Genomic DNA, 22,464 nt, shown 5'->3' with positions numbered 1-22,464 from the left:
GATCCTTAAATCGGTTTACTGCTCGGCGGCGAGCAGCGTCTCGGCCTCGGTGAAGAACAGTTCGGCAGCCTCCGGCGCGGTCATCTCGCCGTACTGGACCTGCTGGTAGATCTCGCCGAACTTGACCTCGATCGCGCCGGTCGCGGCCGGCGGGGCCGGCGGCGGCGTGGTCAGGTACTGGGCGACGGACTCCTCGTAGTCGAGCACGGCCTGGGTGGCCGGGTCGATCTCCACGCCCGCGAGGCCGGCGTTGGTCGCCGGAACACCGCGGCTGGTGCCGAGGATCTTGATCGCCTCGGCGTCGCCGAGGAGGAAGTCGATGAGCTTCGCGGAAGCCTCGGCCTGCTCGGTCGCACCCGAGATCACGAACTGCATCGACGGCTTCAGGTACAGGCCCAGGTTCGCCGGGTCCAGCGACGGCGGCGCGGCGAGCGCGAGCGCCCCGCCGTTGGCCTCCACCGTCGGCGCGTAACCGGGCATGAAGTTGTCCCACCCGATCTCAGAGCCCAGCTTGTCCTGGACGAGGCCGCCCTCGACCCATTCGATGGTGGTCTCCACCGGCGGGACCATCCCCGCCGCGTACAGCTCGGCGGTGGAGGTCCACCACTCGGCGAGCTGCGCCGCCTCGAAGTTGAGGGCCTTGCCGTCCTCGGTGTAGAAGCTGCCGCCCTGCTGGCGCAGCCACAGCTCCATGAAGTGGTACACGCCCGCCCAGTCGCCGCCGCCCCACTTGCCCTCGCCGAGCGCGGGGGTCAGCGTCGAGATGTCGGCCGCGTACTGGTCCCAGCTGTAACCGGGCGCGGGCGCGGCGATGCCGTTGCCCTCGAACCAGTCCGCGCGGTAGATCAGGCCGAGGGTGTTGCCCGCGACCGGGACCGCGAGCAGCTGCCCGTCGAGCGTCGCGGTGTCCAGGAAACCCGCCCGGAAGTCGTCGGTCTTGACGACCCCTTCAAGGGGCAGGAGCAGGCCGCTGGTGCCGAACTGGCGCAGCCGCGAGTAGTCCATCTGGAACACGTCGGGCAGGTCCCGCGAGGCCATCCGACCGGTCATGCCCTCCCAGTACGTCGGGAAGTCCGCGAAGTTCGTCTGCACCTTGATGCCGGCGTTCTTCTCCTGGAACAGGTCGACCGCCTGCTGCGTGAGCTCGGCGCGGGTCTCGTCGCCCCACCACTCGAAGTTGATCTCGATCGGGTCGTCGGCAGTGCCGGCCGGACCGTCCTCACCGCACGCGGCGGCAGCGGCGAGGACCGCGGCGGCCGAAGCACCGGTGAGGATCGAACGGCGCCGGAGGCCGTGAGGGTTGCGCATCATCGTTGATTGCTCCTTCTTATAAGAGGGGTCCCGCCGAAGCGGGCCTTCAGGATCTATTCAGTTCGCTTGCCCCGCGCCGCCTCAGGCGACACGGGCGGGCTGGAGCCGCGCCACCGCACGCCCCCAGGGCGCATCCGCGCCCCGGGGCTCGTAGCGGCGCGGCCGGGCAGAGGCGCGGGCGACCGCCCGCCGCGCCGGGGCACCGGGAGCGATGAGCCCCAGCGCCTGGGCCTGGACAAGGGCATTGCCCAAAGCGGTGGCCTCGTCAGGACCGGCCAGGACCGTGCGACCGGTGGCATCGGCCGTCAACTGGCACAGCAGCGCGTTGTTCGCACCGCCACCGACGATGTGCAACGTTTCAACCGGATCCCCGGTCAAGGCCTCCAGCGACGCGACCGCCCGGCGATGGGCCAGCGCGAGCGAGTCCAGCACGCACGCCGCCACCTCCGCCGACGTCTCCGGAACCGGCTGCCCGGTCTCGGAACAATAGGCGCGAATCCGCGCCGGCATGTCCCCCGGGTCGGCGAACCGCACATCATCGGGGTCCACGACCGACCGCAGCCGCTCCACGGCCGCCGCCTCGGCGAGCAGCCCCCCGAGGTCCACCGCGAGCCCCTGCGCCCGCCACACGTTGACCGACTCGTTGAGCAGCCACAACCCGGCGACATTGCGCAGGAACCGGATCGAACCGTCCGCGCCCCGCTCGTTCGTGAACCCCGCCTCCAGCGCCTCAGCGCTCGTGACGGGAACATCGCGTTCGACACCGACGAGCGACCACGTCCCGCACGAGATGTACGCGGCACGATCCCCTTCATACGGCACCGCAGCGACCGCGGCAGCCGTGTCGTGGCTGGCCGTCGCGACCACCTGCGTCGACGCGGCGAGCCCCGTCGCCTCGGCGACCTCCGGCAGCACCGGACCCAGCACCGTCCCGGTCGCCGTGACCGGACCGAGCAGACCCAGGTCGACCCCGACCCGCCCGGCCAGCCCGGCCGACCAGTCGCCGGTCCCCAGGTCCACGAGCCCGGTCGTGGAGGCGTTCGTCGCCTCCCACGCCCGGACCCCGGACAGCCAGTACCCGATGAGGTCCGGGATCAGCAGCGCCCGGTCGGCGCTGGCGGTCTCGGCGGCGAGTTGGAAGACGGTGTTGAACGGCTGGGGCTGGATGCCGGTGGCGGCGAACAGGTCGGCGGCGCTGACGTGTTCGAGGACGCGTGCTTTCGCGGCGGCGCCGCGGGCGTCGCGGTAGCTGACGGGGTTGGCCACGAGGTGGCCGTCGGCATCGATCAGGCCGTAGTCGACCGCCCAGGAGTCGACGCCGATCGCGGCGGCGTCGCCGACGGCGCGCAAGCCTTCGAGGACGCCCGACCAGAGGCCGAGGACGTCCCAGTAGAGGCGTCCGCGCACTTTGACCGAACGGTTGGGGAACCGGGCGGCCTCGGCGAGTTCGATCCGGTCCCCGCGCAGGCGCGCGGCCATGACGCGACCGGAGGTCGCGCCGAGGTCGACGGCGGCCAGGAGCGTCACCGCAGGAATCCTTGCGGGTTGCCCGAGTCGACGGGGAGGTGGACGCCGGTGGTCAGGCCGAGGTCGGGTCCGACGAGCGCGTAGACGGCGTCGGCGACCGAGGACGGCAGCACCTCTTTCTTGAGAAGGGTGCGGCCGGCGTAGTACTCGCCGAGCTTCTCTTCTTTGACGCCGTAGACGGCGGCGCGTTCGGCGCCCCAGCCGCCGGCGAAGATGCCGGAGCCGCGGACGACGCCGTCGGGGTTGATGCCGTTGACGCGGATGCCGTGTTCGCCGAGTTCGGCGGCGAGGAGGCGGACCTGGTGGGCCTGGTCGGCCTTGGTCGCGGAGTACGCGATGTTGTTGGGCCCGGCGAACACGGAGTTCTTGGAGGCGATGTAGACGATGTCCCCGCCCATCCGCTGCGCGACCATCAGGCGGGCGGCTTCCCGGGAGACGAGGAACGAGCCCTTCGCCATCACGTCATGCTGCAGGTCCCAGTCGGCGGCCGTGGTCTCCAGCAGGGGCTTGGAGAGTGAGAGCCCGGCGTTGTTGACGATGAGGTCGACACCGCCGAACGCGAGCGCCGCGGCGTTGATCGCGGCGGTGACGTCCGCTTCGTCGGTCACGTTGCAGGCGATGCCGACCGCGGTGTCGGCGTTGCCGATCTCGGCGGCGGTCGCCTGCGCTTTCGCGAGATCGAGGTCGGCGATGACGACGCAGGCGCCTTCAGCGGCGAGCCGTTCGGCGGTGGCCTTCCCGATGCCGCCGGCGGCGCCGGTGACGAGGGCGATGCGTCCGGCGAGGGGCTTGGGCGCCGGGAGCCGCTGGAGTTTGGCCTCTTCGAGGTCCCAGTACTCGATGCGGAACTTCTCGGCTTCGTCGATCGGCGCGTACGTGGAGATCGCTTCGGCGCCGCGCATCACGTTGATGGCGTTGACGTAGAACTCGCCGGCGACGCGGGCGGTCTTCTTGTCGGGCCCGAAGGAGAACATGCCGACGCCGGGGACGAGGACGATCGCCGGGTCCGCGCCGCGCATCGCCGGCGAGTCCGCGCTGGCGAACCGCTGGTAGTAGGCGGCGTAGTCCTCGCGGTAGGCGGTGTGGAGTTCTTGGAGGCGCGCGATCGTGTCTGCGAGGGGCGCGGTTGGCGGAAGGTCCAGGACCATGGGCCGGACCTTGGTGCGCAGGAAGTGGTCCGGGCACGAGGTGCCCAGGGCCGCAAGTTCGGGCATCCGCTCGGAGGCGAGGAAGTCGAGGACGACGGCGTCGTCGGTGAAGTGCCCGACCTGGCGCTTGTCGTGGGAGGCCAGGCCGCGGATGACCGGGGCGAGGGCCGCGGCCCGCTCGGCGCGGGCCTGTTCAGGCAGGGGCTCGGCGATCCGCTTGCCGAACGGGTCGGCCTTGCCGCGTTCGGCGATGAACGCTTCGCAGCCGCGGATGATCTCCAGGGAGTTCGCTTCGCACGCTTCGGAAGTGTCGCCCCAGGCGGTGATGCCGTGACCGCCCAGGATGCACCCGATGGCCTGCGGGTTCGCGGCTTTGATCGCGGCGATGTCCAGGCCCAGTTGGAACCCGGGGCGACGCCAGTCGACCCACACCACGCGGTCGCCGAAACACTCCTTGGTCAGGGCCGGACCGTCGGCGGCCGTGGCGAACGCGATCCCGGAGTCGGGGTGGAGGTGGTCGACATGCGCAGCGTCGACCAGGCCGTGCATCGCAGTGTCGATGCTCGGTGCGGCCCCGCCGCGGCCGTGCAGGCAGTAGTCGAACCGGCCGACCATCGCGTCCTCGGCGTCCACACCCGGGTAGGTGCCGACCATGGCCCGCATCCGGTCCAACCGCAGCACCGCCAGACCGGCCTCGGTCAAGGTGCCGAGGTCACCGCCGGAGCCCTTGACCCACAACAGCTCCACCGGCTCACCCGTGACCGGGTCGGTCTCCGTCCCCTTCGCCGACGTGTTGCCGCCCGCGAAGTTCGTGTTCCGCTTGTCCGCGCCCAGCCGATTCGACCGGGCGATGAGGTCCTGTACCGCACCCATTCGCCTAGGCCCCCCAACCGGCGGCCTGGCCGCCCTGGCGGTCGGCTTTGATCTTCTCGGCGTACCCCGAGGCGGCGTAGGCGGCCATCGGGTCGGCCGCGAGGCCCTGCTCTTCGCGGAGCTCGGCGAGCAGCGGGCGCACGTCGGTGTTGTACGCGTCCATGAGCACGGCGTTGGCGCCCAGCACGTCCCCGGCGGCCTGCGCCTCGGCGAGCGCGTCGGTGTCGATGAGCAGCGCCTTGGCCGTCGCCTCCTGGACGTTCATGACCGAGCGGATCTGGCCGGGGATCTTCGGCTCGATGTTGTGGCACTGGTCGAGCATGTACGCGATGCCCGAGTCCGGGCCCACGGCGCCGCGCAGCGCCAGCTCGTGCATGATCCGGAACAGCTGGAACGGGTCGGCCGAGCCGACCATGAGGTCGTCGTCGGCGTAGAACCGCGAGTTGAAGTCGAACCCGCCGAGCTTTCCTTCGCGCTGCAGCAGCGCGACGATGAACTCGATGTTGGTGCCCGGGGCGTGGTGGCCGGTGTCGATCACGACCTGCGCCTTGGGGCCGAGCTTGAGGCAGTGCGCGTAGGCGGTGCCCCAGTCGGGGACGTCGGTGGTGTAGAACGCCGGCTCGAACAGCTTGTATTCGAGGAGGAGGCGCTGGTCGTCGCCGAGGCGGGCGTAGACCTCGGCGAGGACGTCGGCGAGGCGGTCCTGGCGGTCGGCGATGGAGTCCTGGCCGGGGTAGTTGGTGCCGTCGGCGAACCAGAGCTTGAGGTCGCGCGAGCCGGTGGCGTCCATGATGTCGACGCATTCGAGGAGGTGCGCGGTGGCCTTGCGGCGGACGGCCGGGTCGGGGTGGCAGACGGAGCCGAGCATGTAGTCGTCGTCTTGGAAGGTGTTGGAGTTGATGGTGCCGATGGCGATGCCGTGGTCGGCGGCGTGGGCGGCGAGGGCCTGGTAGTCGTCGACCTTGTCCCAGGGGATGTGGAGGGCGACGGATCCGGCGGCGCCGGTGTACTGGTTGACCTGGGCGGCGTCGGCGATCTTCTCGTAGGGGTCGCGGGGGACGCCGTGCTGGGCGAAGACCTTGAAGCGGGTGCCGGAGTTGCCGAAGGCCCAGGAGGGCAGTTCGATGGTCTGGGCCGCGAGGACCTGCTTGGCGTTCTCAGTGCGGTCGCTCATTTGCCGGCTCCTTCACCTGCGGCCTGGGCCAGTTGGGTCTCGAGGTTGAACACTTCGGGGAGGATGTTGAAGGCGTCGTCGGCGTTGGCGCCGCCGGTGCCTTCGAAGAACGGGGCCATCTCGGCCTGCCAGCGGGCGTTGACCTCGCGGTCGGCCATCTGGGAGCGGGCGGCGTCGAAGTCGTCGGTCTCCAGGTAGCCGACGAGGAGGCCGTCGTCGCCGAGGAAGAGCGAGTAGTTGGACCAGCCGGTCTCGGCGAGTGCGGCGAGCATGTCGGGCCAGACGGCGGCGTGGCGTTCGCGGTATTCGTCGAGCCGATCGGGCTGGACGCGGAGCGTGAAGCACACGCGCGCCTTTGAAGGCGCTTGCAAGCCGTTGGTCGGGGCTGCCAAGGGGTTCCTCCTCTGGGATGTGCGCGGTCGATGCCCCGCACATTTTGAATCGATTCATGAAGGGATTTCGATAAGTTAAAACCCTCGGGCCTCAGGTTGTCAAGGCAAGACCGGGAAGAAATTCGAACACGGTTCGGTATATGCTCCTCAAGCTCCGGGATTACCGTTGAACCGTTTCAAACGACGGGCCGGGCACTGCCCGGCAGTGAGAGCAGTCGATCCGTCGATGCGCACCCCTGCACTACCCTGGGCTCCCGATAGCATTCGTGAGGTGACGATGACCACAACCAGCATGAAGGACGTCGCGCGCGCCGCGGGCGTGTCGGTCGGAACGGTCTCCAACGTCCTCAACCGGCCCGAGGCCGTGGCCGAGGAGACCCGCTCGCGGGTGCAGGCCGCGATCGCCGAACTCGGCTACGTCCGCAACGACTCCGCCCGCCAGCTGCGGGCCGGGCGCTCGCGCACCGTCGCGGTGGTCGTGCTGGACGTGGCCAACCCGTTCTTCACCGACGTCGTGCGCGGCGCCGAACCGCTCATCGAGTCCGCCGGCGGCGTCGTCACCGTCTGCGACTCCGGCGAGGACGTGCGCCGCGAGCGCCGCCACCTCGAGATCCTCGAGGAGCAGCGGGTCCTGGGCCTGCTCATCACCCCCGTCGACGACACCTCCGCCTCCTGGATCGAGCGGCTCTCGGGCCACGACATCCCCCTCGTGCTCGTCGACCGCGGCGCCGGGCGGCACCCGCACTGCTCCGTCGCCGTCGACGACGTGCACGGCGGCCGCCTCGCGGCCCAGCACCTGGCCGACCGCGGGCACACCCGGATCGCGTTCGTCGGCGGACCGGCCTCGATCCCGCAGGTCGCCGACCGCCTCGCCGGCTGCCGCGAGGTGTGCGACGAGACCGGTGTAGCGCTCGACGTCTTCACCACCGCCGGGCTGAACTTCGCCGCCGGGCGCGAGGCCGTGGAGCAGATGCTCGGTCTCGAGGAGCGGCCCACCGCGATGTTCTGCGCGAACGACCTCGTGGCGCTGGGTGCCTTGCAGGCGTTGACGATGCACGGCGTGAAGGTCCCGCAGGAGTGCGCGATCATCGGCTACGACGACATCGACTTCGCGGCCGCCGCGGCCGTGCCGCTGTCATCGATCCGCCAGCCGCGCTCGCAGCTGGGGCGCACAGCCGCGCAGCTCTTGTTCGACGAGATCGGCGAGGGCGCCGGGCACACCCACCGCAACGTGGTCTTCCAGCCCGAACTGGTCGCACGGGCCTCGACGTCGCAGGAGCTGTGACGAGGTCGCGACGGCCCCGCGAGCGTTCCTGTAACGGTAAAGTTCGGGTCTGGTAGCGTCACCGCAACCGGCCCGGCAAGCGCTCGCGCGCCCTGCGGGCCGCCGGCGAGCACCAGTGAACCCTTCCAGGAGGCGATTATGGCCGAGCACCACCGCGCGCGCATCGAGTTCGATCCGCGCTTCACCGTCGCCGACGTGCCCGAGCGGCTGTTCGGCTCGTTCGTCGAGCACCTGGGCCGGTGCGTCTACACCGGCATCTACGAGCCGGGGCACGCCAGCGCGAACGCCGACGGCCTGCGCCAGGACGTCCTCGACCTCATCAGCGAGCTGGGACCGACGATGGTCCGCTACCCCGGCGGGAACTTCGTCTCCGGCTACCGCTGGGAGGACGGCACCGGGCCCAAGGAGGACCGGCCGCGCCGCCTGGACCTCGCCTGGGGCACCACCGAGACCAACCAGTTCGGGCTCTCGGAGTTCATGAAGTTCTGCCGCACGGTCGGCGTCGAGCCGAACATGGCCGTCAACCTCGGCACCCGGGGCCTGCAGGAGGCCCTCGACCTCCTCGAGTACGCCAACCACCCCGGCGGCACCTACTGGTCGGACCTGCGCCGCACCCACGGCGACGAGGAGCCCTACGGGATCAAGCTGTGGTGCCTTGGCAACGAGATGGACGGCCCCTGGCAGATCGGGCAGAAGACCGCCCACGAGTACGGCCGCACCGCCGACCAGGTCGCGCGGTCGATGCGGTACATCGACCCTGAGCTGGACCTGGTCGCGTGCGGGTCCTCTTCGCGCGGCATGCCGGAGTTCGGGGCTTGGGAGGCCGAGGTCCTGACGCAGTCGTACGAGTCGGTGGACTACATCTCCGCCCACGCCTACTACCAGCCGCAGAACGGCGACTTCAAGTCGTTCATGGCCTCGGCGCAGGACATGGAGCTGTTCATCGACGGCGTCACCGCCACTGCGGACGCCGTGGGCGCGAAGCTGAAGAGCGACAAGAAGATCAACATCTCGTTCGACGAGTGGAACGTGTGGTACCAGAACGCGCCCACCGGTGAGCGTGAGGAGCCGTGGGCGGTCGCGCCGCGGCAGCTCGAGGACGTGTACTCGGCGATGGACGCGGTCGTGTTCGGGTCGCTGCTGATCACGCTGCTACGCCGCTGCGACCGCGTCACCGCGGCGTGCCTGGCGCAGCTGGTGAACGTGATCGCGCCGATCATGACCGAGCCGGACGGGCCGGCGTGGCGCCAGACAACGTTCTTCCCGTTCGCGGAGGCCTCGAAGTTCGGGCGCGGCAAGGTGCTGCGCGTCAACGCGGACTCGCCGGTGTTCGCGACCGAGAAGTACGGGGACGTGGCCGCGCTCCACTCGGTGGCGGTCGCGAACGAGGACGGCACGTTCACGGTGTTCGCGGTCAACCGCGAGCTCGAGACGCCGCTGACGCTGGAGATCGACCTGGGTTCGCTCGGCGGGCTCGGGGACGTGACGTGCTCGACGCTGACCGATGCGGACCCGGACGCGAAGAACACGCTGCAGGACCAGACCCGGGTGGCCCCGGTGGCCAACGGCGGCATCACCGTCAAGGACGGTGTGGCCTTTGTGGAGCTGCCGGCGATGAGCTGGAACACGATCCGCATCGCTTAGGCGCGCAACGCGAGAGCGGGGCCCGCAGCGCAAGCTGCGGGCCCCGCTCTCGCGTGTCAGGTCCGGGACTGGCGGACGGCTGCGGCGAGTTCGCCCAGGAGCGCTTCGGTGTCGTCCCAGCCGACGCAGGCGTCGGTCACGGACTTGCCGTAGACGAGGGTCTCGAGGGGGGCGGGCTCTTGGCGGCCGGGTTCGATGAAGCTCTCGATCATCAGGCCGGCGATGCCCTGCTCCCCCGCTCCGATGCGGGCGGCGACCTCGCGCACGACCTCGGCCTGGCGGACGTGGTCCTTGCCGGAGTTGGCGTGGCTGGCGTCCACGACGAGGCGCTGCGGCATGTCGTGCTTGGCCAGGAGCGCGAGGGCGTCGCGCACGTCGTCGGGCCCGTAGTTGGGGCCGCCGCGGCCGCCGCGCAGGATGATGTGGCAGTCGGGGTTGCCGCTGGTGGAGACGATGGAGGCGCGCCCGTCCTCGTCGACGCCGAAGAACACGTGGTCGCCGGCGGCGGCGCGGCAGCCGTCGATGGCCGAGGCCAGGTCGCCGTCGGTGGTGTTCTTGAATCCGACGGGCATCGACAGGCCCGAGGCGAGCTGGCGGTGCACCTGGGACTCGGTGGTGCGGGCGCCGATCGCGCCCCAGGAGACGGCGTCGGCGATGTGCTGCGGGCTGGTGGGCTCGAGGAACTCGCAGCCGACCGGCAGGCCGGTGTCGAGGACGTCGAGGAGCACTTGGCGGGCCAGGCGCAGGCCGAGCTCGACGTCGTGGGTGCCGTCCAGGTGGGGGTCGTTGATGAGGCCCTTCCAGCCGACGGTGGTGCGGGGCTTCTCGAAGTAGACGCGCATGACGACCATGAGCGCGTCGCCGAGCGGGGCCGCGGCGGCGGCGAGGCGCTGCGCGTAGTCCTTGGCGGCGACCGCGTCGTGCACGGAGCAGGGGCCGACGACGACCAGGAGGCGGTCGTCGGTGCCGTCGAGGACGGCTTTGACCTCATTGCGGGTGCGTTCGACGAGGGCGGCGCGCGCGTCGCCGAGCGGGAGTTCGGCGCGGAGCGCGGCGGGTGCGACGAGCGGCTGGAAGGCGGTGACGCGCAGGTCGTTGGTCTGCGGTGAGCGGTCGGCGGTCATCGGGTGCGGTTCCCATCTCTGGTGGCGAGGCGGGTCCCGTCCACTCGTGGTCTCCCCGGTGCCGGCCCCGCCTTACGACGAAAGGCAGCGACTCGTGTCGCTGCCTTGCTGGCTCCGGGTGTGTTCGTCGGTCAGCGCGTGCGCCGCCTGGCTCCACCCGGAGCCGGCGTAAAGCCGCGATACCAACGAACTGCCGTAGACATGGGGCGAACCGTAGCACACCCCGAAAGCGGGCGGCCACACCCTGGGCGGGGCGTCACAGGCCGCTGATGGACTCCGGGGCGCGCTCGGCGCGGGCGAGGGCGCGCACGAGGTTCGCCTGGCCGTGGCGTTTGGCGGCGAGGCGGGCGAGCATCCACGCGGCCGTGTCGAACACGTCCTGGTCGAACGCGGGGGTGTCGATCGCGACGGAGTAGGCGAGGTCGTCGCCGTGGACGACGATCTCCATGATGCGGGTGCGCAGGAAGTCGTCGAGGGTCATCGCGTACGGCCAGCGCGTGTTGCCGCTGGTCTCGGTGCCGTCCATAACGGCGAGGGCGGTGTCGAGCGCGGTGAGGGCGGCCCGGGTCTGGGCGGCGACGTGGGCGGGTCCGGCTTCGGCGGCCTGCTCACCGCCGTCGCGGATGCCGGTGTTGTAGTCGTTGTCGAGGTCGGCGGCGAGCCAGGCGGCCCGGTCGTAGTGCTCGAACAGGGTCACGTGCGCTTTGCCGGCGTGGTCGGCGGCGAGGCCGGCGGTGACCGAGGTGATCTGCTGGGCGAGGTGGGCGGCGAGGCCGCCGACGGTGAAACCCGCGAGCGCGGACGGCTCGGCCCAGGCCTTGGCGACCGCGGTGTCCTCGACGAGGGCGAGGGCGGTGCGGGCGGCGGTGCGGTACTGGTCGCGGATGCTGGTCATCGTGTCGCCTTCTAGCGCATGGAGACGTGGACGTGGTTGGTGTGGTCGGAGGCGGGGTCGCCGCCGGCGCCGGAGTAGGAGCGCCAGCCCGAGGAGGAGGACCAGAACTCGCGGTACCAGATCACGTACTCGACGCCGAGGCTGTCGGCGTTGTTGACGTACCAGGCGGCGAGCTGGTCGCCGTACTCCTTGTCGGAGCCGGAGGCGTCCTCGTTCTGGAACCCGGACTCGTCGGCGGCCCAGTCGCAGGCCCGGCCCAGCGGGTGCTCGCCGCTGCCGCCGGAGCGGTAGCAGGACACGTAGTGGTCGAACCCGGCCTCTTTGGTCTCGTTGTACATGTGGAGGGTGCGGGGGGTGAGGCACCCGTCGGTGGTGGGGTCGTCCTCGGTGCAGCCGCCGCCGTCGCCGCCGTAGCCTTCGGCGGCGGGGGCGCCGCCGTCGGAGCCGGGCCCGGCGGCCTCTTCGGCGCGCAGGTCCTCGAGCTGCTCTTCGAGCTCGTCGGCGGCCTTCTCGGCGTCCTCGAGGGCGTCCTCGGCGGTCTTGATCTCGTCGGCGTGCGCGGCCCGCTGGGCCTCGAGCTCGTCGAGGAGGGCCCCGGCCTCGTTCATGAGCGCGGCGCGCTCGCTGCCGAGGAACCCGGTGTAGGTCATGGCGTCGACCAGGTCGCGGCTGTTCTCGGAGGAGAGGATCGCGTTGGTGGTCTCGAGTTCGCCCTCGGTGTGGAGGTAGACCGCGTACTCGTTGAGGTCGACGGTGAGTTCGTCGAACAGCGCCTGCGTGTCGGCGATCTTGACCTCGAGTTCGGCGGCGCGCGCGTTGGCGGCGTCGACCGCGTCCTCGGCGTCGGCGACCTTGTCGATGGCCGCGGCGAGGTCCGATTCGAGGGTCTTCTCGTCGGGTTCGGCCGAGGCCGGCGCCGGGAAGAACGCCACGAGGACGGCGAGGAGTACTACGGGGAGGATCTGCTTGCTGCGCACGGGTGGAGGTCTACTTCCGGAGGGTCGGGTCGTCCGCCCTGGCGGGGCGGCGGCCGGGTTTACAGGTCGAGGTCGACCACGAGGGGGGCGTGGTCGGAGGCGCCTTTGCCTTTGCGTTCGTTGCGGTCGACGTACGCGTCGGTGACCGCCGCCTTGAAGGCGGGGTTGGCCAGCGCCAGGTCGATGCGCAGGCCGCGGTTCTTCGGGAAGTCGAGGTTGCGGTAGTCCCAGAACGTGAACGGGTGCGCGTGCTTGAGGGGGCGCGGGAAGACGTCGGCGAGCCCCGCGGCCTGCACGGCGGCGAGGGCGTCGCGTTCATCCTTGGTGACGTGGGTGGTGCCCGGCCATTCGTCGACGTCCCACACGTCGTCGTCGGTGGGGCAGATGTTGAAGTCGCCCATGGCGGCGAACGGGAGATCGCCGGCGGCGTCGGCGGCGGCGTCCGCGGCGAGGGCCTTGAGGAACGCGAGCTTGTACGGGAAGTGCGGGTCGGCGACGTCGCGGCCGTTGGGGATGTAGAGGGACTGGACGCGCACGGGCCCGCAGGTCGCGGTGATCGCGCGCGGTTCGGTCTCGTCGCCGAACGCGGGCTGGCCGCTGATGCCGCGGCGCACGTCCGCGATGCCGACCTTGGAGAGGATCGCGACGCCGTTCCAGCGGCCAAGGCCCCACGACGCCGTGTCGTACCCGGCGGCGCTGATCGCCTCGATCGGCACGTCCGCGTCGGCGCATTTGAGTTCTTGGAGGCAGACCACGTCCGGCTCGGCGGTCTCGAGCCAGGCGAGGAGCCGGTCGAGGCGGGCTTTGAGCGAGTTGATGTTCCACGTGGCCACGCGCATGGGCCTCACCCTACCCGGCGCCGGGCCCGCGCTGGGCGGACCCGGGGTGCGCGGGTCAGTTTCCGCTGGTGGGGGCGGCTGCGACGGGGTCCGGTGTGGCCGGTTGGGCACGTTCGGTGCGGGGTCCGACGGCGACGGCGAGGAGGCCGAAGCCGAGGGCGGTGGTGAACCCGGTGACGGCGATCCCGGAGTCGTTGACGACCGCGCCGAGGACGGCGACGGCCGTGAGGCCGATGACGGCGGCGCCCACTTCGTCGGTGCGGATCGGGGCGCGGCGGCGCCAGATGACGACCGCGCCGATGAGCGCGGCGAGCGACAACCAGGTGAGCGGGCGCCCGATGGTGCCGATGGCGGCGTCGGCCTTGCGGATGAGGATGTTGGCGGCGGTCCCGTCCAGGACCGAGCCGACGAACCGGCCCAGGTGGGTCTGGTCCTCCTGCGGGCGCAGGTAGTCGAGGAACCCGCCGATGGCGAACACCGCGAACGCGATGCCGCCGGCCAGGATCACGGCTTTGACGGTGAGTCTGCGGCCCCAGAGCTTCCAGCAGCACAGGATGCCGGCGGCCACGAGGGTGAGGGTCCCGCCCATGTCCCGGCCCAGGTTCGGGGCGCCGACGATGACCACCGCGCACACGCCGATGGCGACCGGCCCCCAGACGCGGGCCCGGCCCTTCCACGGCAGGAACGCGACCAGGAGGATCACGGCGGCCGCGAAGATGCTGAACGCGTAGTTGCCCAGGCCCGTGAAGCGCGCGCCGGCCTGCGCCGTGTACCCCATGGGGGTGTGCAGTGGCCAGGTCGCGCCCGACACCTGGTCCACGGCGATCAGCAGTGCCGCGGTCCCGGCGATCACCAGGACCGGTCGGGCGCCGTGCCGCGTCCACGGCAGTGACGCCGCCACCGTGAGCACGGCCATGCCGCCGGCGATGAGTCCCCAGAACGCCAGGGTCGGCTCCTCGGCCCGCCACCAGTGCGGGATGCCCGCGGCCACGCCGGCCACCGGCATCGCCGCGACCGCCAGGCACACGGTCCGCGCCAAGCCCCGGAACCGGTCCGAGCCGCACAGCAGCCACACGGCCGCCGCCACCCCGAGCACGCCCAGCGCCGACAGCACCGAATAGAACACGAAGCTCACCGCGATCACCGACTGCGACGCGTCCGTCTCGTCGATGCCCCGCGCGACCGCCGACGCGCTCGAATGGTCCCCGTTGGGCAGCACCTGGATCGGGGCGCCCGCCACCGTCGCGGGCACGTCAGCGCCGATCGCGCCCAGCGCCGTCGCCGTCACGTCCACCAGCTGCACGTACCCGTCACGGCCCGTCGTCGCCGACGTCAGCTCACCGGGCTCCACACCGGCACCCGAGTACAGGACCGGGTGCAGCGCCGACGGCGCCGACGCGTCCGCGACACCGGCGACCAGCAGCCGCCAGTCCTCCGGGAGCGCCGCCTGCACTTCACCGACCGCCGCGTCGGCCTCGGCGGCCGCGCGCTCGCGCACCGACGCCGCCTCCGGTTCGATCTCGCCGTCGTCGAGCGCACCTGACGGCTCGTCCGACCCGACGCCGACGTCGTCCTGACCCAACTGGTCGTAGTCCGTGCCCGTGTCCGGCGCCTCGTCGGCCGTGTCGCCCACGATCACGCCCGGGTCCACGACCACGACATCGCACGTACTCATGGCCGCACCCAGCGACCCCAGATCGGGCGCCCAGAACGAGATCCGCCCGGCCGTGTCCGCAGCCGCCAGCGCGGCGCCGTCGCCGATGCCCGCAACGCACGCGCCCGGATCAGGCGCCACGACCGGCTCGCCCGCATGCTCGGCCTCCAAGGCCGCCGCCTCCTGCTCGGCGGCCATCGCCGCCACCGCATCGGCCAGCGACCCCAACCGGGCCCCGTAGTTGAACGACTCGTTCGCGTCCACGAGCGCCTGCCAGTCCTGAACCGACCAGCCCTCGCCGTCCTCCACCGGCGCCGGCAGCCGCGACTGCGCCGCGCACTGCGCATCGCGCGGTGCCGCACCGCCGGCGCGCTCACCCGCGCCCAAGCTCAACCAGCCCGCCTCAGGGCACGTCCACGACCCGATGGTGCGCACACTCATCGACGCCGACGCCCCCGCGCCCGCCATCGCCCACATGTTCGGCGTCACCGACGCGTCGAGGTCCGTCCACGCCAGGCCCGGCACCCCGACCACGATGATGCCCGCGGCCTCGTCCTCCTCGGCCGCCGCGGCCACCGCAGGAGGCGCCGCCAGCACCGCGCAGACCACCGCCAGCACGGCCGCACAACCCCGCACCCACGCACCGCCCCGGCGCACCAGCACGCCCGCCTCCCAAGTCATGCCAGCAGTCTATGGGGTCCCGGCGCCCCCTCCGGCTCCCTGGCCGCCGGACCTTCGCCACACCCCGCCGCGCCGCGTCCAGTCGACCGCCCCCGACCGCGTTAGGCTGGGCCGATGCGCACCATCGCCACCGCCAACGTCAACGGAATCCGAGCCGCCGCCAAGAAGGGCATCATCCCCTGGCTCGAGCAGACCCAAGCGGACGTGGTGCTCCTCCAGGAAGTCCGCGCCGCCCACGACCAGATCCCCGCCGAAGCCCTCGAAGCCGGCGGCTGGCACTGGCACGTCGCCCCCTCCACCGTCGCCAAAGGCCGCGCCGGCGTCGCCGTCCTCACCCGCACCGAACCCGAAGCGGTCCGCACCGGCTTCGGCGGCGGCTTCGACGACCACGGCCGCTACGCCGAAGTCGACCTCCCCGGCCTCACCGTCGCCAGCCTCTACCTCCCCTCCGGCGAGACCGACACCCCCCGCCAGGTCGAGAAGGAGCGCTTCATGGCCGTCTTCGCCGAATACCTCGCCGAAGCCGCCCCCAAAGCCCAGGCCGCCGGCCGCGAACTCCTCGTCTGCGGCGACTGGAACATCGCCCACGCCGAAGCCGACCTCAAGAACTGGAAGTCCAACAAGAAGACCGCCGGCTTCCTCCCCAACGAACGCGCCTGGCTCACCGACCTCTACGCCACCGGCACCTTCGTCGACGTCGTCCGCGCCCTCCACCCCGGCGTCGAAGGCCCCTACTCCTGGTGGTCCTTCCGCGGCCGCGCCTTCGACAACGACGCCGGCTGGCGCATCGACCTCCACGTCGCCACCACCCCCCTCGCCGACAAGGCCACCAAAGCCTGGGTCGACCGCGCCGCCGCCCACGACCAGCGCTGGTCCGACCACGCCCCCGTCCTGGTGACCTACGACCACTGAGCGACCCGGCTCGCCCCGCGCCAGAGCGAACGGGCACCATTGAACCCCGTGAGCCTCATCGACTACCTGCCGTCCTCGAACACGCCCGAACCCGACGACGTCTACACGGCCTTCGCGCAATGGGCCGAAGACACCGGGATCGTCCTCTACGAGCACCAGGAAGAGGCCCTCCTGGCCATCTGCACCGGCCAGAACACGATCATCAGCACCCCCACCGGGTCCGGCAAGTCCCTCATCGCCGCCGCCGCGCACTTCAACGCGCTCGCGAACCAGCGCACCTCCTTCTACACCGCGCCGATCAAAGCGCTGGTGAGCGAGAAGTTCTTCGAGCTGTGCGAGCAGTTCGGGCACGAGAACGTCGGCATGCTCACCGGCGACGCCGCGGTCAACCCCGACGCGCCGCTGATCTGCTGCACCGCCGAGATCCTCGCGAACCTCGCACTCCGCGAGGGCGCGGCCCTGGACTGCGATTCGGTCGTGGCCGACGAGTTCCACTTCTACGCCGAACCCGACCGGGGCTGGGCCTGGCAGGTGCCGCTCCTGGAGCTCCACCGCGCCCAGTTCACGCTCATGTCCGCCACACTCGGCGACACCGAGTTCTTCCAGACCGACCTGACCCGCCGCACCGGGCGCGAGACCGCGCTCATCGCCTCCGCGACCCGCCCCGTGCCCCTGCACTACGAGTACCGCAAGACCCCCTTGCACGAGACCGTCGAGAACCTCGTCGACAACAACCGCGCCCCGGCGTACATCGTGCACTTCACGCAGGCCTCGGCCCTGGATACCGCGCAAGCGCTGTCCAGCCTCAACCTCGTGGACAAGGACGCGAAGACCGCGATCAGCGCCGCCCTGGGCGGATTCCGGTTCACCACCAAGTTCGGGCAGACCCTCGCCCGGCTCGTCCGCTCCGGCATCGGCGTGCACCACGCCGGCATGCTCCCGAAATACCGGCGCCTCGTCGAACGCCTCGCCCAGCAAGGCCTGCTCAAGGTCATCTGCGGCACGGACACGCTCGGCGTCGGCATCAACGTGCCGATCCGCACCGTCCTGTTCACCGGCCTCACGAAGTACGACGGCCGCCGCACGCGCCGCCTGCGCTCGCGCGAGTTCCACCAGATCGCCGGCCGCGCCGGCCGCGCCGGGTTCGACACCGAGGGCTTCGTCGTCTGCGAGGCCCCCGACCACGTAGTCGAGAACGAGAAGGCCATGCAGAAGTTCGGCCTCGATCCCAAGAAGCGCAAGAAGATGGCGAAGAAGAAACCCCCCGAGGGGTTCGTCGGATGGTCCGACGAGACGTTCGCCGCACTCTCCGAGGCACCCCCCGAACCGCTGCAGTCGCGCATGCGCATGACCCACGCGATGCTCATCAACCTCCTCGCCCGCCCCGGCAACACCTTCACGCACGTGCGGACCCTCATCGAGGACTCCCACGCCGACCGCGCCACCCAGCTGAAGATGGCCCGCACCGCACTGACCATCGCCCGCACCCTCCGCGACGCCGGGATCATCCTCATCGAGGACGGCAAGGTCGACCTCACCGTCGACATGCCCGACCACTTCGCACTCAACCAGCCGCTCGCCCCGTTCGCCCTCGCAGCCCTGGAACTGCTCGACACCGAGTCGGACACGTACGCGATGGACGTCGTCTCCATCGTCGAAGCCACCCTGGAAGGCCCCGGGCAGATCCTCGCCGCGCAGCGCAGCAAGGCCAAAGGCGCCGCGATCGAGGCGATGAAAGCCGACGGCCTCGACTACTACGACCGCATGAACCAGCTCGAAGACGCCGAAGTGGACTACCCGAAGCCACTCGCCGAACTCCTCGACGACGCCTTCAGCGCCTACCGCACCAGCCACCCGTGGGCCGCCGACTACCAGCTCGAACCCAAGTCGATCCTCCGCGAGATCTGGGAGGGCCGCATGAGCTTCGGCGAGTACATCGGGCTCTACGGCATCCAGCGCGGCGAAGGCCTGCTGCTGCGCTACCTCTCCAGCGCCTACAAGGCACTCATCCAGACACTCCCCGAGCACACCGGCGGCGACGAACTCGACGACCTCACCGCCTGGCTCGGCGAGACCATCCGCCAGACCGACTCCTCCCTCATCAACGAGTGGGAGCAGCTCACCAACCCCGCCGAAGACGAGAACCTCGACACCGGCCGCCCCGCCCGGGCGTTCACCGACAACGAGCGGGCCTTCACCATCGCCGTCCGCAACGCCGCGTTCCGCCACGTCGAACTCGCCGCCGCCGACCGCGTCGACGCCCTGGCCGCACTCGACACCGGCTGGCCCGTCTCCAAATGGGACGCCGCCCTGGAGCGGTACTTCCAAGCCCACGACGACATCGGCACCGCCGGCCCCGCCCGCGGCAACGACTACTACGACATCGCCAAGACCGGCCGGACCTGGACCTGGCGCCAGACCATCGACGACCCGGCCGGCGACAAGGACTGGGCGATGGTCTTCAAGGTCGACCTCGACGCCTCCGACGAGACCGGCACCGTCGTCATGTCCCTGGAAGACTTCACCGACTAGCGCTGGCCCCCAAGGGAACCGGGGAGTCGGTAGCATCGCCGGATGCCCCGACTCCTCCACAAGGACGCTCTCGACGGCCCGCCCGTGCGGGCCCGGTGGACCGCGATCCTGGCGGCCGTGCTCGCACTGACCGCGTGGCACACCGACTGGGCGGCCGCTTGGGACGGTGTGCGCGGCCTCGCTCCTGCGCAGACCGAGCGCCGCGACTGGAATGCGGCGGAGATCGCCGCCGCGCCCGCGGTCCGTGACACCGCCGGCCTGACCGGCGGCATCGACGAGCCCGCGAGTGCCGCGACCGCGCGGCTCGAATCCGGGGAGCTGGTCCTCGAACTCGCGTGGGAGGCACCTTTGGCGCTCACCGAGGTCCGCGTCGAGGCCTACACCGACGCGTTCGGGAGCGGCCACCGCCTCGCGATCGCCGCGGACGCCACCACCGCAGCGGGGACGAACTGCCTCAACGCCCGGCTCGCCACCCCTGGCGGCACCACGGCGGTCCAGGCCTGCTCGCGCAGCGACCGGCACCCGCCGCTCCACCCGGAGCCGGGCAAGTGGGACCCCGACAAGCTCTTCGTCACCCAGACGGCCGCGCTCGACCCCGCCGACGGCACCGCCCTCGTCGACCACCTCGGCGTCGGCCTGAACCTGGGCGACTCCGACGAGACCGGCGTGTGGGGCCCGAACTGGTGGAGCCCCATGATGGGCGGCCAGTACCACGACTGCGACGATCCGAACCTGTACGCGGCCCTCGAAGACCTCCACCTGCGGCCCGAGTACGCGATCCCGACCGAGCACCAGGGCGCTCCGGGCACGGTCGTCCGAGGACCGGTCCGGGTCGCTCCGGAACCGGGCGCGCTGTTCGTCCCCGCCTGCGTCCCCGTCAACGAGGACTGGTCCGGCGACCCCCGCACCGGCCAGGCCTACGCCACCGACCCGTACCTCCAGGCCGCGCCGAGCGCCTTCGCCGCCTGGACCCGCTACAACGTCGCCGAGCCCGGGCCCGGTCCGCTGCGCACGATCGTCGCCTTCGACGTGCGCTCCTGCGGCACCGAGACCGCCTCGTGCACCGGCGACGACATCACGCCTCCGAGCCGCGGCAACGGCGGCCGGGCCGCCGAATCGACGGCCGAACTCCTCGAAACCGGCCACTAGCCCGGCCGTGCAAGCGGTCTGCGGGAGTGGTGGCAGAATCGGCCGGTGCTCACCGACCTCCTCCACTCCCCCATCGGCGCCGCGGTCCACACGGCCGCCGCACTCCAGCACAACACCGGCAACCAGGCCACCGGCGGCATCTGGCGCGTCGCCGGACCCGGCGGCGACGCGGTCCTCAAGCACCTCACCCCGAACGGCACCGGCGGCGAGCACTGGAAGGCCTCCGCCGACCCCCGGCACTGGAACTCCTGGCAGCGCGAATACCTCGCCTACACCACCGGATTCGCCGCGGCCTACGGTGCCGAAGCCGGCATCGGGGCGCCCGCGCTCCTCGCCGCGGGCGAACGCCCCGACGGCAGCCGCGAACTCTGGCTCGAAGCCGTCGACGGCGTCCACGGCCGCGACTGGACCGTGCCGATGCTCGCCGACTTCGCCCATCGCCTCGGCATCGTCCAAGCGCTGCAACGCGACAAACCCGAGCAGCCCTGGCAGTCACGCCGCTTCCTGCGCCAGTACGCGGGCCGCCGCGACTTCCCCGCGATCCCCTGGGACCACCCGGCAGCCGCCGCCCACTGGCCGAAGGACACCCGCGAGGGCCTCCGCCTGATCTGGGAACGCCGAGACGACCTCTTCCACATCGCCGAACACCTCCCGCAGACCAGCTGCCACCTCGACGTCTGGCCCATGAACCTCGTCCGGCGCGGCGAGCAGCCCGTCCTCCTCGACTGGTCCTTCACCGGCCGCGGCGCCATCGGCGAAGACCTCGCCAACCTCATCGCCGACACCTTCTTCGACGGCCTCCAACCCGTCGAGCGCCTCGCCGAGACCGAAGCCGCCCTCACCGACGCCTACCTCGCCGGCCTCGCCGAAGCCGGGATCCGCGACGAACCCGCCACCCGAAAAGCCGTCGCCGCCACCGGCGCCGCCAAGTACTGTTGGCTCGCCCCGGCGATGCTCACCGGACTCGCCGCGGGCCGGCCGATCGCCAGCGCCGACTACGACACCGCCGCCGAGGACGCCGCAGTGCTCGACCGCCGCCGCCCGATCTTCGACATGCTCGTCCGCTGGGCCCACACCGCCCTCGACCGCTGAGAGACCGCCATGCCCGTCCAGATCACCGAGACCATCGCCCTCCCCGACAGCGAACTGCGGTGGCGCTTCTCGCGGTCCTCAGGGCCCGGCGGCCAAGGCGTCAACACCACCGACTCCCGCGTGGAGCTCGTGTTCGACCTCGCCGGCACCAAGGCACTCCCGCCCGCACTCGTCGAACGGGCCCTCGCGCGCCTCGGCGACCGGCTCGTCGACGGCACGGTCGTCATCGCCGCCTCAGAGTTCCGCTCCCAACTGCGCAACCGCGAAGCCGCCCAGGAACGCCTCGCCGAACTCATGCGCCGCGCCATCGCCGCACCCCCGCCCCCGCGCAAGGACCGGAAGCCCTCCAAGGGCGCGAAACGGCGACGCCTGGAGGACAAGCGCCGCCGTTCGGACGTCAAGAAGCTGCGCCGCAGCACCGACGACTAATTGATTTAGGCCGCCCGCTCGGTCAGCCGGACGCTCAGATCCCACAGCCGCCGCCGCACCTCCGGGTCATAGGCCTCCGGCAGCGCCCGTGACAGGGTCATGCGATCGAAGAACTCCCCCGTCACCCCGTCGAGCTCCGGGTCCAGGATGAGCCGCAGCGTCGCCGCCACACCCGTCTCCAGCGAATCGACGCTGTGCCCGACCCACTCGAGGACCATCTTCGTCGGCATGTACGTCGCCGGATGCAGGCTGTTCACCGTCACCCGCGCGGCGTCCAACCGCTCGGCGAGTGTGAACCCGGTCGTGATCATCGCCAGCTTCGACTGGCGGTACGCCCGCGCCCCCGAGTAGTCGCGCTCGATGAACGGGTCGTCGAAGTCCATCGGCACCTGGCCGAGCGACGCCACGTTCACGACCCGCGCGGGAGCGCCCCGCTCCAGCAGCGGCAGCAGCCGCTGCGTCAACGCGAACGCCGCGAGGTGGTTCACGGCGAAACGCAGCTCGTACCCGTCGGCGCTCACCCGCCGGTCCTCCCCGTCGGGTTCACCGCCGCCGATCCCCGCATTGTTCACCAGGACCGTGACCCGGTCCGTGATCCCCGCGACCGCATCGGCCAGGTCGTCCACCTGCGCGAGCTCGGCGAGATCGGCCCGCACGGTGTGCACCACCGCCGGAGCGTCGGCCAGTTCCCCGGCGAGCTCGTCCAGCCGGGCCTGGTTGCGGCCGTGGAGGATCAGCGTGTCGGGTTCACGGGCGAGAACAGTGGCGAGGGCGCGGCCGAGCCCGTCGGTCGCACCCGTGATGACGATGGTCCGGTCGGTCATGT

At 71.3% G+C, this 22,464-nt stretch carries 18 protein-coding genes; 7 read left to right on the top strand and 11 right to left on the bottom strand.

The window, feature by feature from the left end; all coding sequences use genetic code 11:
• Nucleotides 1–15 precede the first annotated feature (15 nt).
• The 5 genes from O2L52_RS16145 to O2L52_RS16125 form a co-directional block, all read right to left on the bottom strand.
• Nucleotides 16–1,311 (bottom strand): ABC transporter substrate-binding protein, encoded by a 1,296-nt coding sequence (locus O2L52_RS16145; RefSeq protein ID WP_270116739.1) that lies wholly within the window; start codon nucleotides 1,309–1,311, stop codon nucleotides 16–18.
• Nucleotides 1,312–1,392: 81 nt separating this feature from the next.
• Nucleotides 1,393–2,838 (bottom strand): rhamnulokinase, encoded by a 1,446-nt coding sequence (locus O2L52_RS16140; RefSeq protein ID WP_270116738.1) that lies wholly within the window; start codon nucleotides 2,836–2,838, stop codon nucleotides 1,393–1,395.
• The gene (locus O2L52_RS16135) at nucleotides 2,835–4,859 is read right to left on the bottom strand and encodes a bifunctional aldolase/short-chain dehydrogenase (protein WP_270116737.1); all 2,025 of its coding nucleotides are present in this window, start codon (nucleotides 4,857–4,859) and stop codon (nucleotides 2,835–2,837) included. Before O2L52_RS16135 ends, O2L52_RS16140 begins: the two co-directional genes overlap by 4 nt.
• 4 nt (nucleotides 4,860–4,863) lie before the next feature.
• On the bottom strand, nucleotides 4,864–6,033 hold the full coding sequence (gene rhaI / locus O2L52_RS16130; protein ID WP_270116736.1) for an L-rhamnose isomerase: 1,170 nt from the start codon (nucleotides 6,031–6,033) through the stop codon (nucleotides 4,864–4,866).
• The gene (locus tag O2L52_RS16125; protein ID WP_270116735.1) at nucleotides 6,030–6,425 is read right to left on the bottom strand and encodes an L-rhamnose mutarotase; all 396 of its coding nucleotides are present in this window, start codon (nucleotides 6,423–6,425) and stop codon (nucleotides 6,030–6,032) included. Before O2L52_RS16125 ends, rhaI begins: the two co-directional genes overlap by 4 nt.
• A 277-nt stretch (nucleotides 6,426–6,702) precedes the next feature.
• Here O2L52_RS16125 and O2L52_RS16120 point away from each other — a divergent pair, with 277 nt between their 5' ends.
• The gene (locus tag O2L52_RS16120; RefSeq protein WP_270116884.1) at nucleotides 6,703–7,710 is read left to right on the top strand and encodes a LacI family DNA-binding transcriptional regulator; all 1,008 of its coding nucleotides are present in this window, start codon (nucleotides 6,703–6,705) and stop codon (nucleotides 7,708–7,710) included.
• A 138-nt stretch (nucleotides 7,711–7,848) separates the two neighbouring features.
• Complete coding sequence (gene arfA, locus O2L52_RS16115; RefSeq protein WP_270116734.1) at nucleotides 7,849–9,354, top strand: arabinosylfuranosidase ArfA; 1,506 nt, start codon at nucleotides 7,849–7,851, stop codon at nucleotides 9,352–9,354.
• 56 nt (nucleotides 9,355–9,410) lie between these two features.
• Here arfA and O2L52_RS16110 read toward each other — a convergent pair whose 3' ends face one another.
• From O2L52_RS16110 to O2L52_RS16090, 5 genes are all read right to left on the bottom strand, one after another.
• Nucleotides 9,411–10,478 (bottom strand): 3-deoxy-7-phosphoheptulonate synthase, encoded by a 1,068-nt coding sequence (locus O2L52_RS16110; protein WP_270116733.1) that lies wholly within the window; start codon nucleotides 10,476–10,478, stop codon nucleotides 9,411–9,413.
• 256 nt (nucleotides 10,479–10,734) lie between these two features.
• On the bottom strand, nucleotides 10,735–11,373 hold the full coding sequence (locus O2L52_RS16105; RefSeq protein ID WP_270116732.1) for a maleylpyruvate isomerase N-terminal domain-containing protein: 639 nt from the start codon (nucleotides 11,371–11,373) through the stop codon (nucleotides 10,735–10,737).
• Nucleotides 11,374–11,384: 11 nt separating this feature from the next.
• Nucleotides 11,385–12,350, bottom strand: a complete 966-nt coding sequence (locus O2L52_RS16100; RefSeq protein WP_270116731.1) for a coiled-coil domain-containing protein — start codon at nucleotides 12,348–12,350, stop codon at nucleotides 11,385–11,387.
• Nucleotides 12,351–12,409: 59 nt separating this feature from the next.
• Nucleotides 12,410–13,189, bottom strand: a complete 780-nt coding sequence (locus O2L52_RS16095) for an exodeoxyribonuclease III (RefSeq protein ID WP_270116730.1) — start codon at nucleotides 13,187–13,189, stop codon at nucleotides 12,410–12,412.
• A gap of 55 nt (nucleotides 13,190–13,244) precedes the next feature.
• Complete coding sequence (locus tag O2L52_RS16090; protein WP_270116729.1) at nucleotides 13,245–15,524, bottom strand: hypothetical protein; 2,280 nt, start codon at nucleotides 15,522–15,524, stop codon at nucleotides 13,245–13,247.
• Nucleotides 15,525–15,638: 114 nt separating this feature from the next.
• On the opposite strand from O2L52_RS16090, the gene O2L52_RS16085 reads away from it, so the two are divergent.
• From O2L52_RS16085 to arfB, 5 genes are read left to right on the top strand one after another with little or no spacing between them, the layout of a single operon-like run.
• Entirely contained in the window at nucleotides 15,639–16,436 is a 798-nt protein-coding gene (locus O2L52_RS16085) for an exodeoxyribonuclease III (protein ID WP_270116728.1), read from the top strand.
• A gap of 39 nt (nucleotides 16,437–16,475) precedes the next feature.
• Nucleotides 16,476–18,968, top strand: a complete 2,493-nt coding sequence (locus O2L52_RS16080) for a DEAD/DEAH box helicase (protein ID WP_344473909.1) — start codon at nucleotides 16,476–16,478, stop codon at nucleotides 18,966–18,968.
• 42 nt (nucleotides 18,969–19,010) lie between these two features.
• Complete coding sequence (locus tag O2L52_RS16075) at nucleotides 19,011–20,117, top strand: hypothetical protein (RefSeq protein ID WP_270116726.1); 1,107 nt, start codon at nucleotides 19,011–19,013, stop codon at nucleotides 20,115–20,117.
• Between the two features lie 45 nt (nucleotides 20,118–20,162).
• Nucleotides 20,163–21,209: a hypothetical protein gene (locus O2L52_RS16070; RefSeq protein WP_270116724.1), complete on the top strand. Its 1,047-nt coding sequence runs from the start codon at nucleotides 20,163–20,165 to the stop codon at nucleotides 21,207–21,209.
• 9 nt (nucleotides 21,210–21,218) lie between these two features.
• On the top strand, nucleotides 21,219–21,638 hold the full coding sequence (gene arfB, locus O2L52_RS16065) for an alternative ribosome rescue aminoacyl-tRNA hydrolase ArfB (protein WP_344473906.1): 420 nt from the start codon (nucleotides 21,219–21,221) through the stop codon (nucleotides 21,636–21,638).
• 5 nt (nucleotides 21,639–21,643) lie between these two features.
• Here arfB and O2L52_RS16060 read toward each other — a convergent pair whose 3' ends face one another.
• Nucleotides 21,644–22,462 (bottom strand): SDR family NAD(P)-dependent oxidoreductase, encoded by an 819-nt coding sequence (locus O2L52_RS16060; protein WP_270116723.1) that lies wholly within the window; start codon nucleotides 22,460–22,462, stop codon nucleotides 21,644–21,646.
• Between the last annotated feature and the right edge of the window lie 2 nt (nucleotides 22,463–22,464).

Source organism: Glycomyces algeriensis, assembly GCF_027622855.1.
GTDB lineage: Bacteria > Actinomycetota > Actinomycetes > Mycobacteriales > Micromonosporaceae > Glycomyces > Glycomyces algeriensis.
This window is presented reverse-complemented; position numbering and strand designations above follow the sequence as displayed.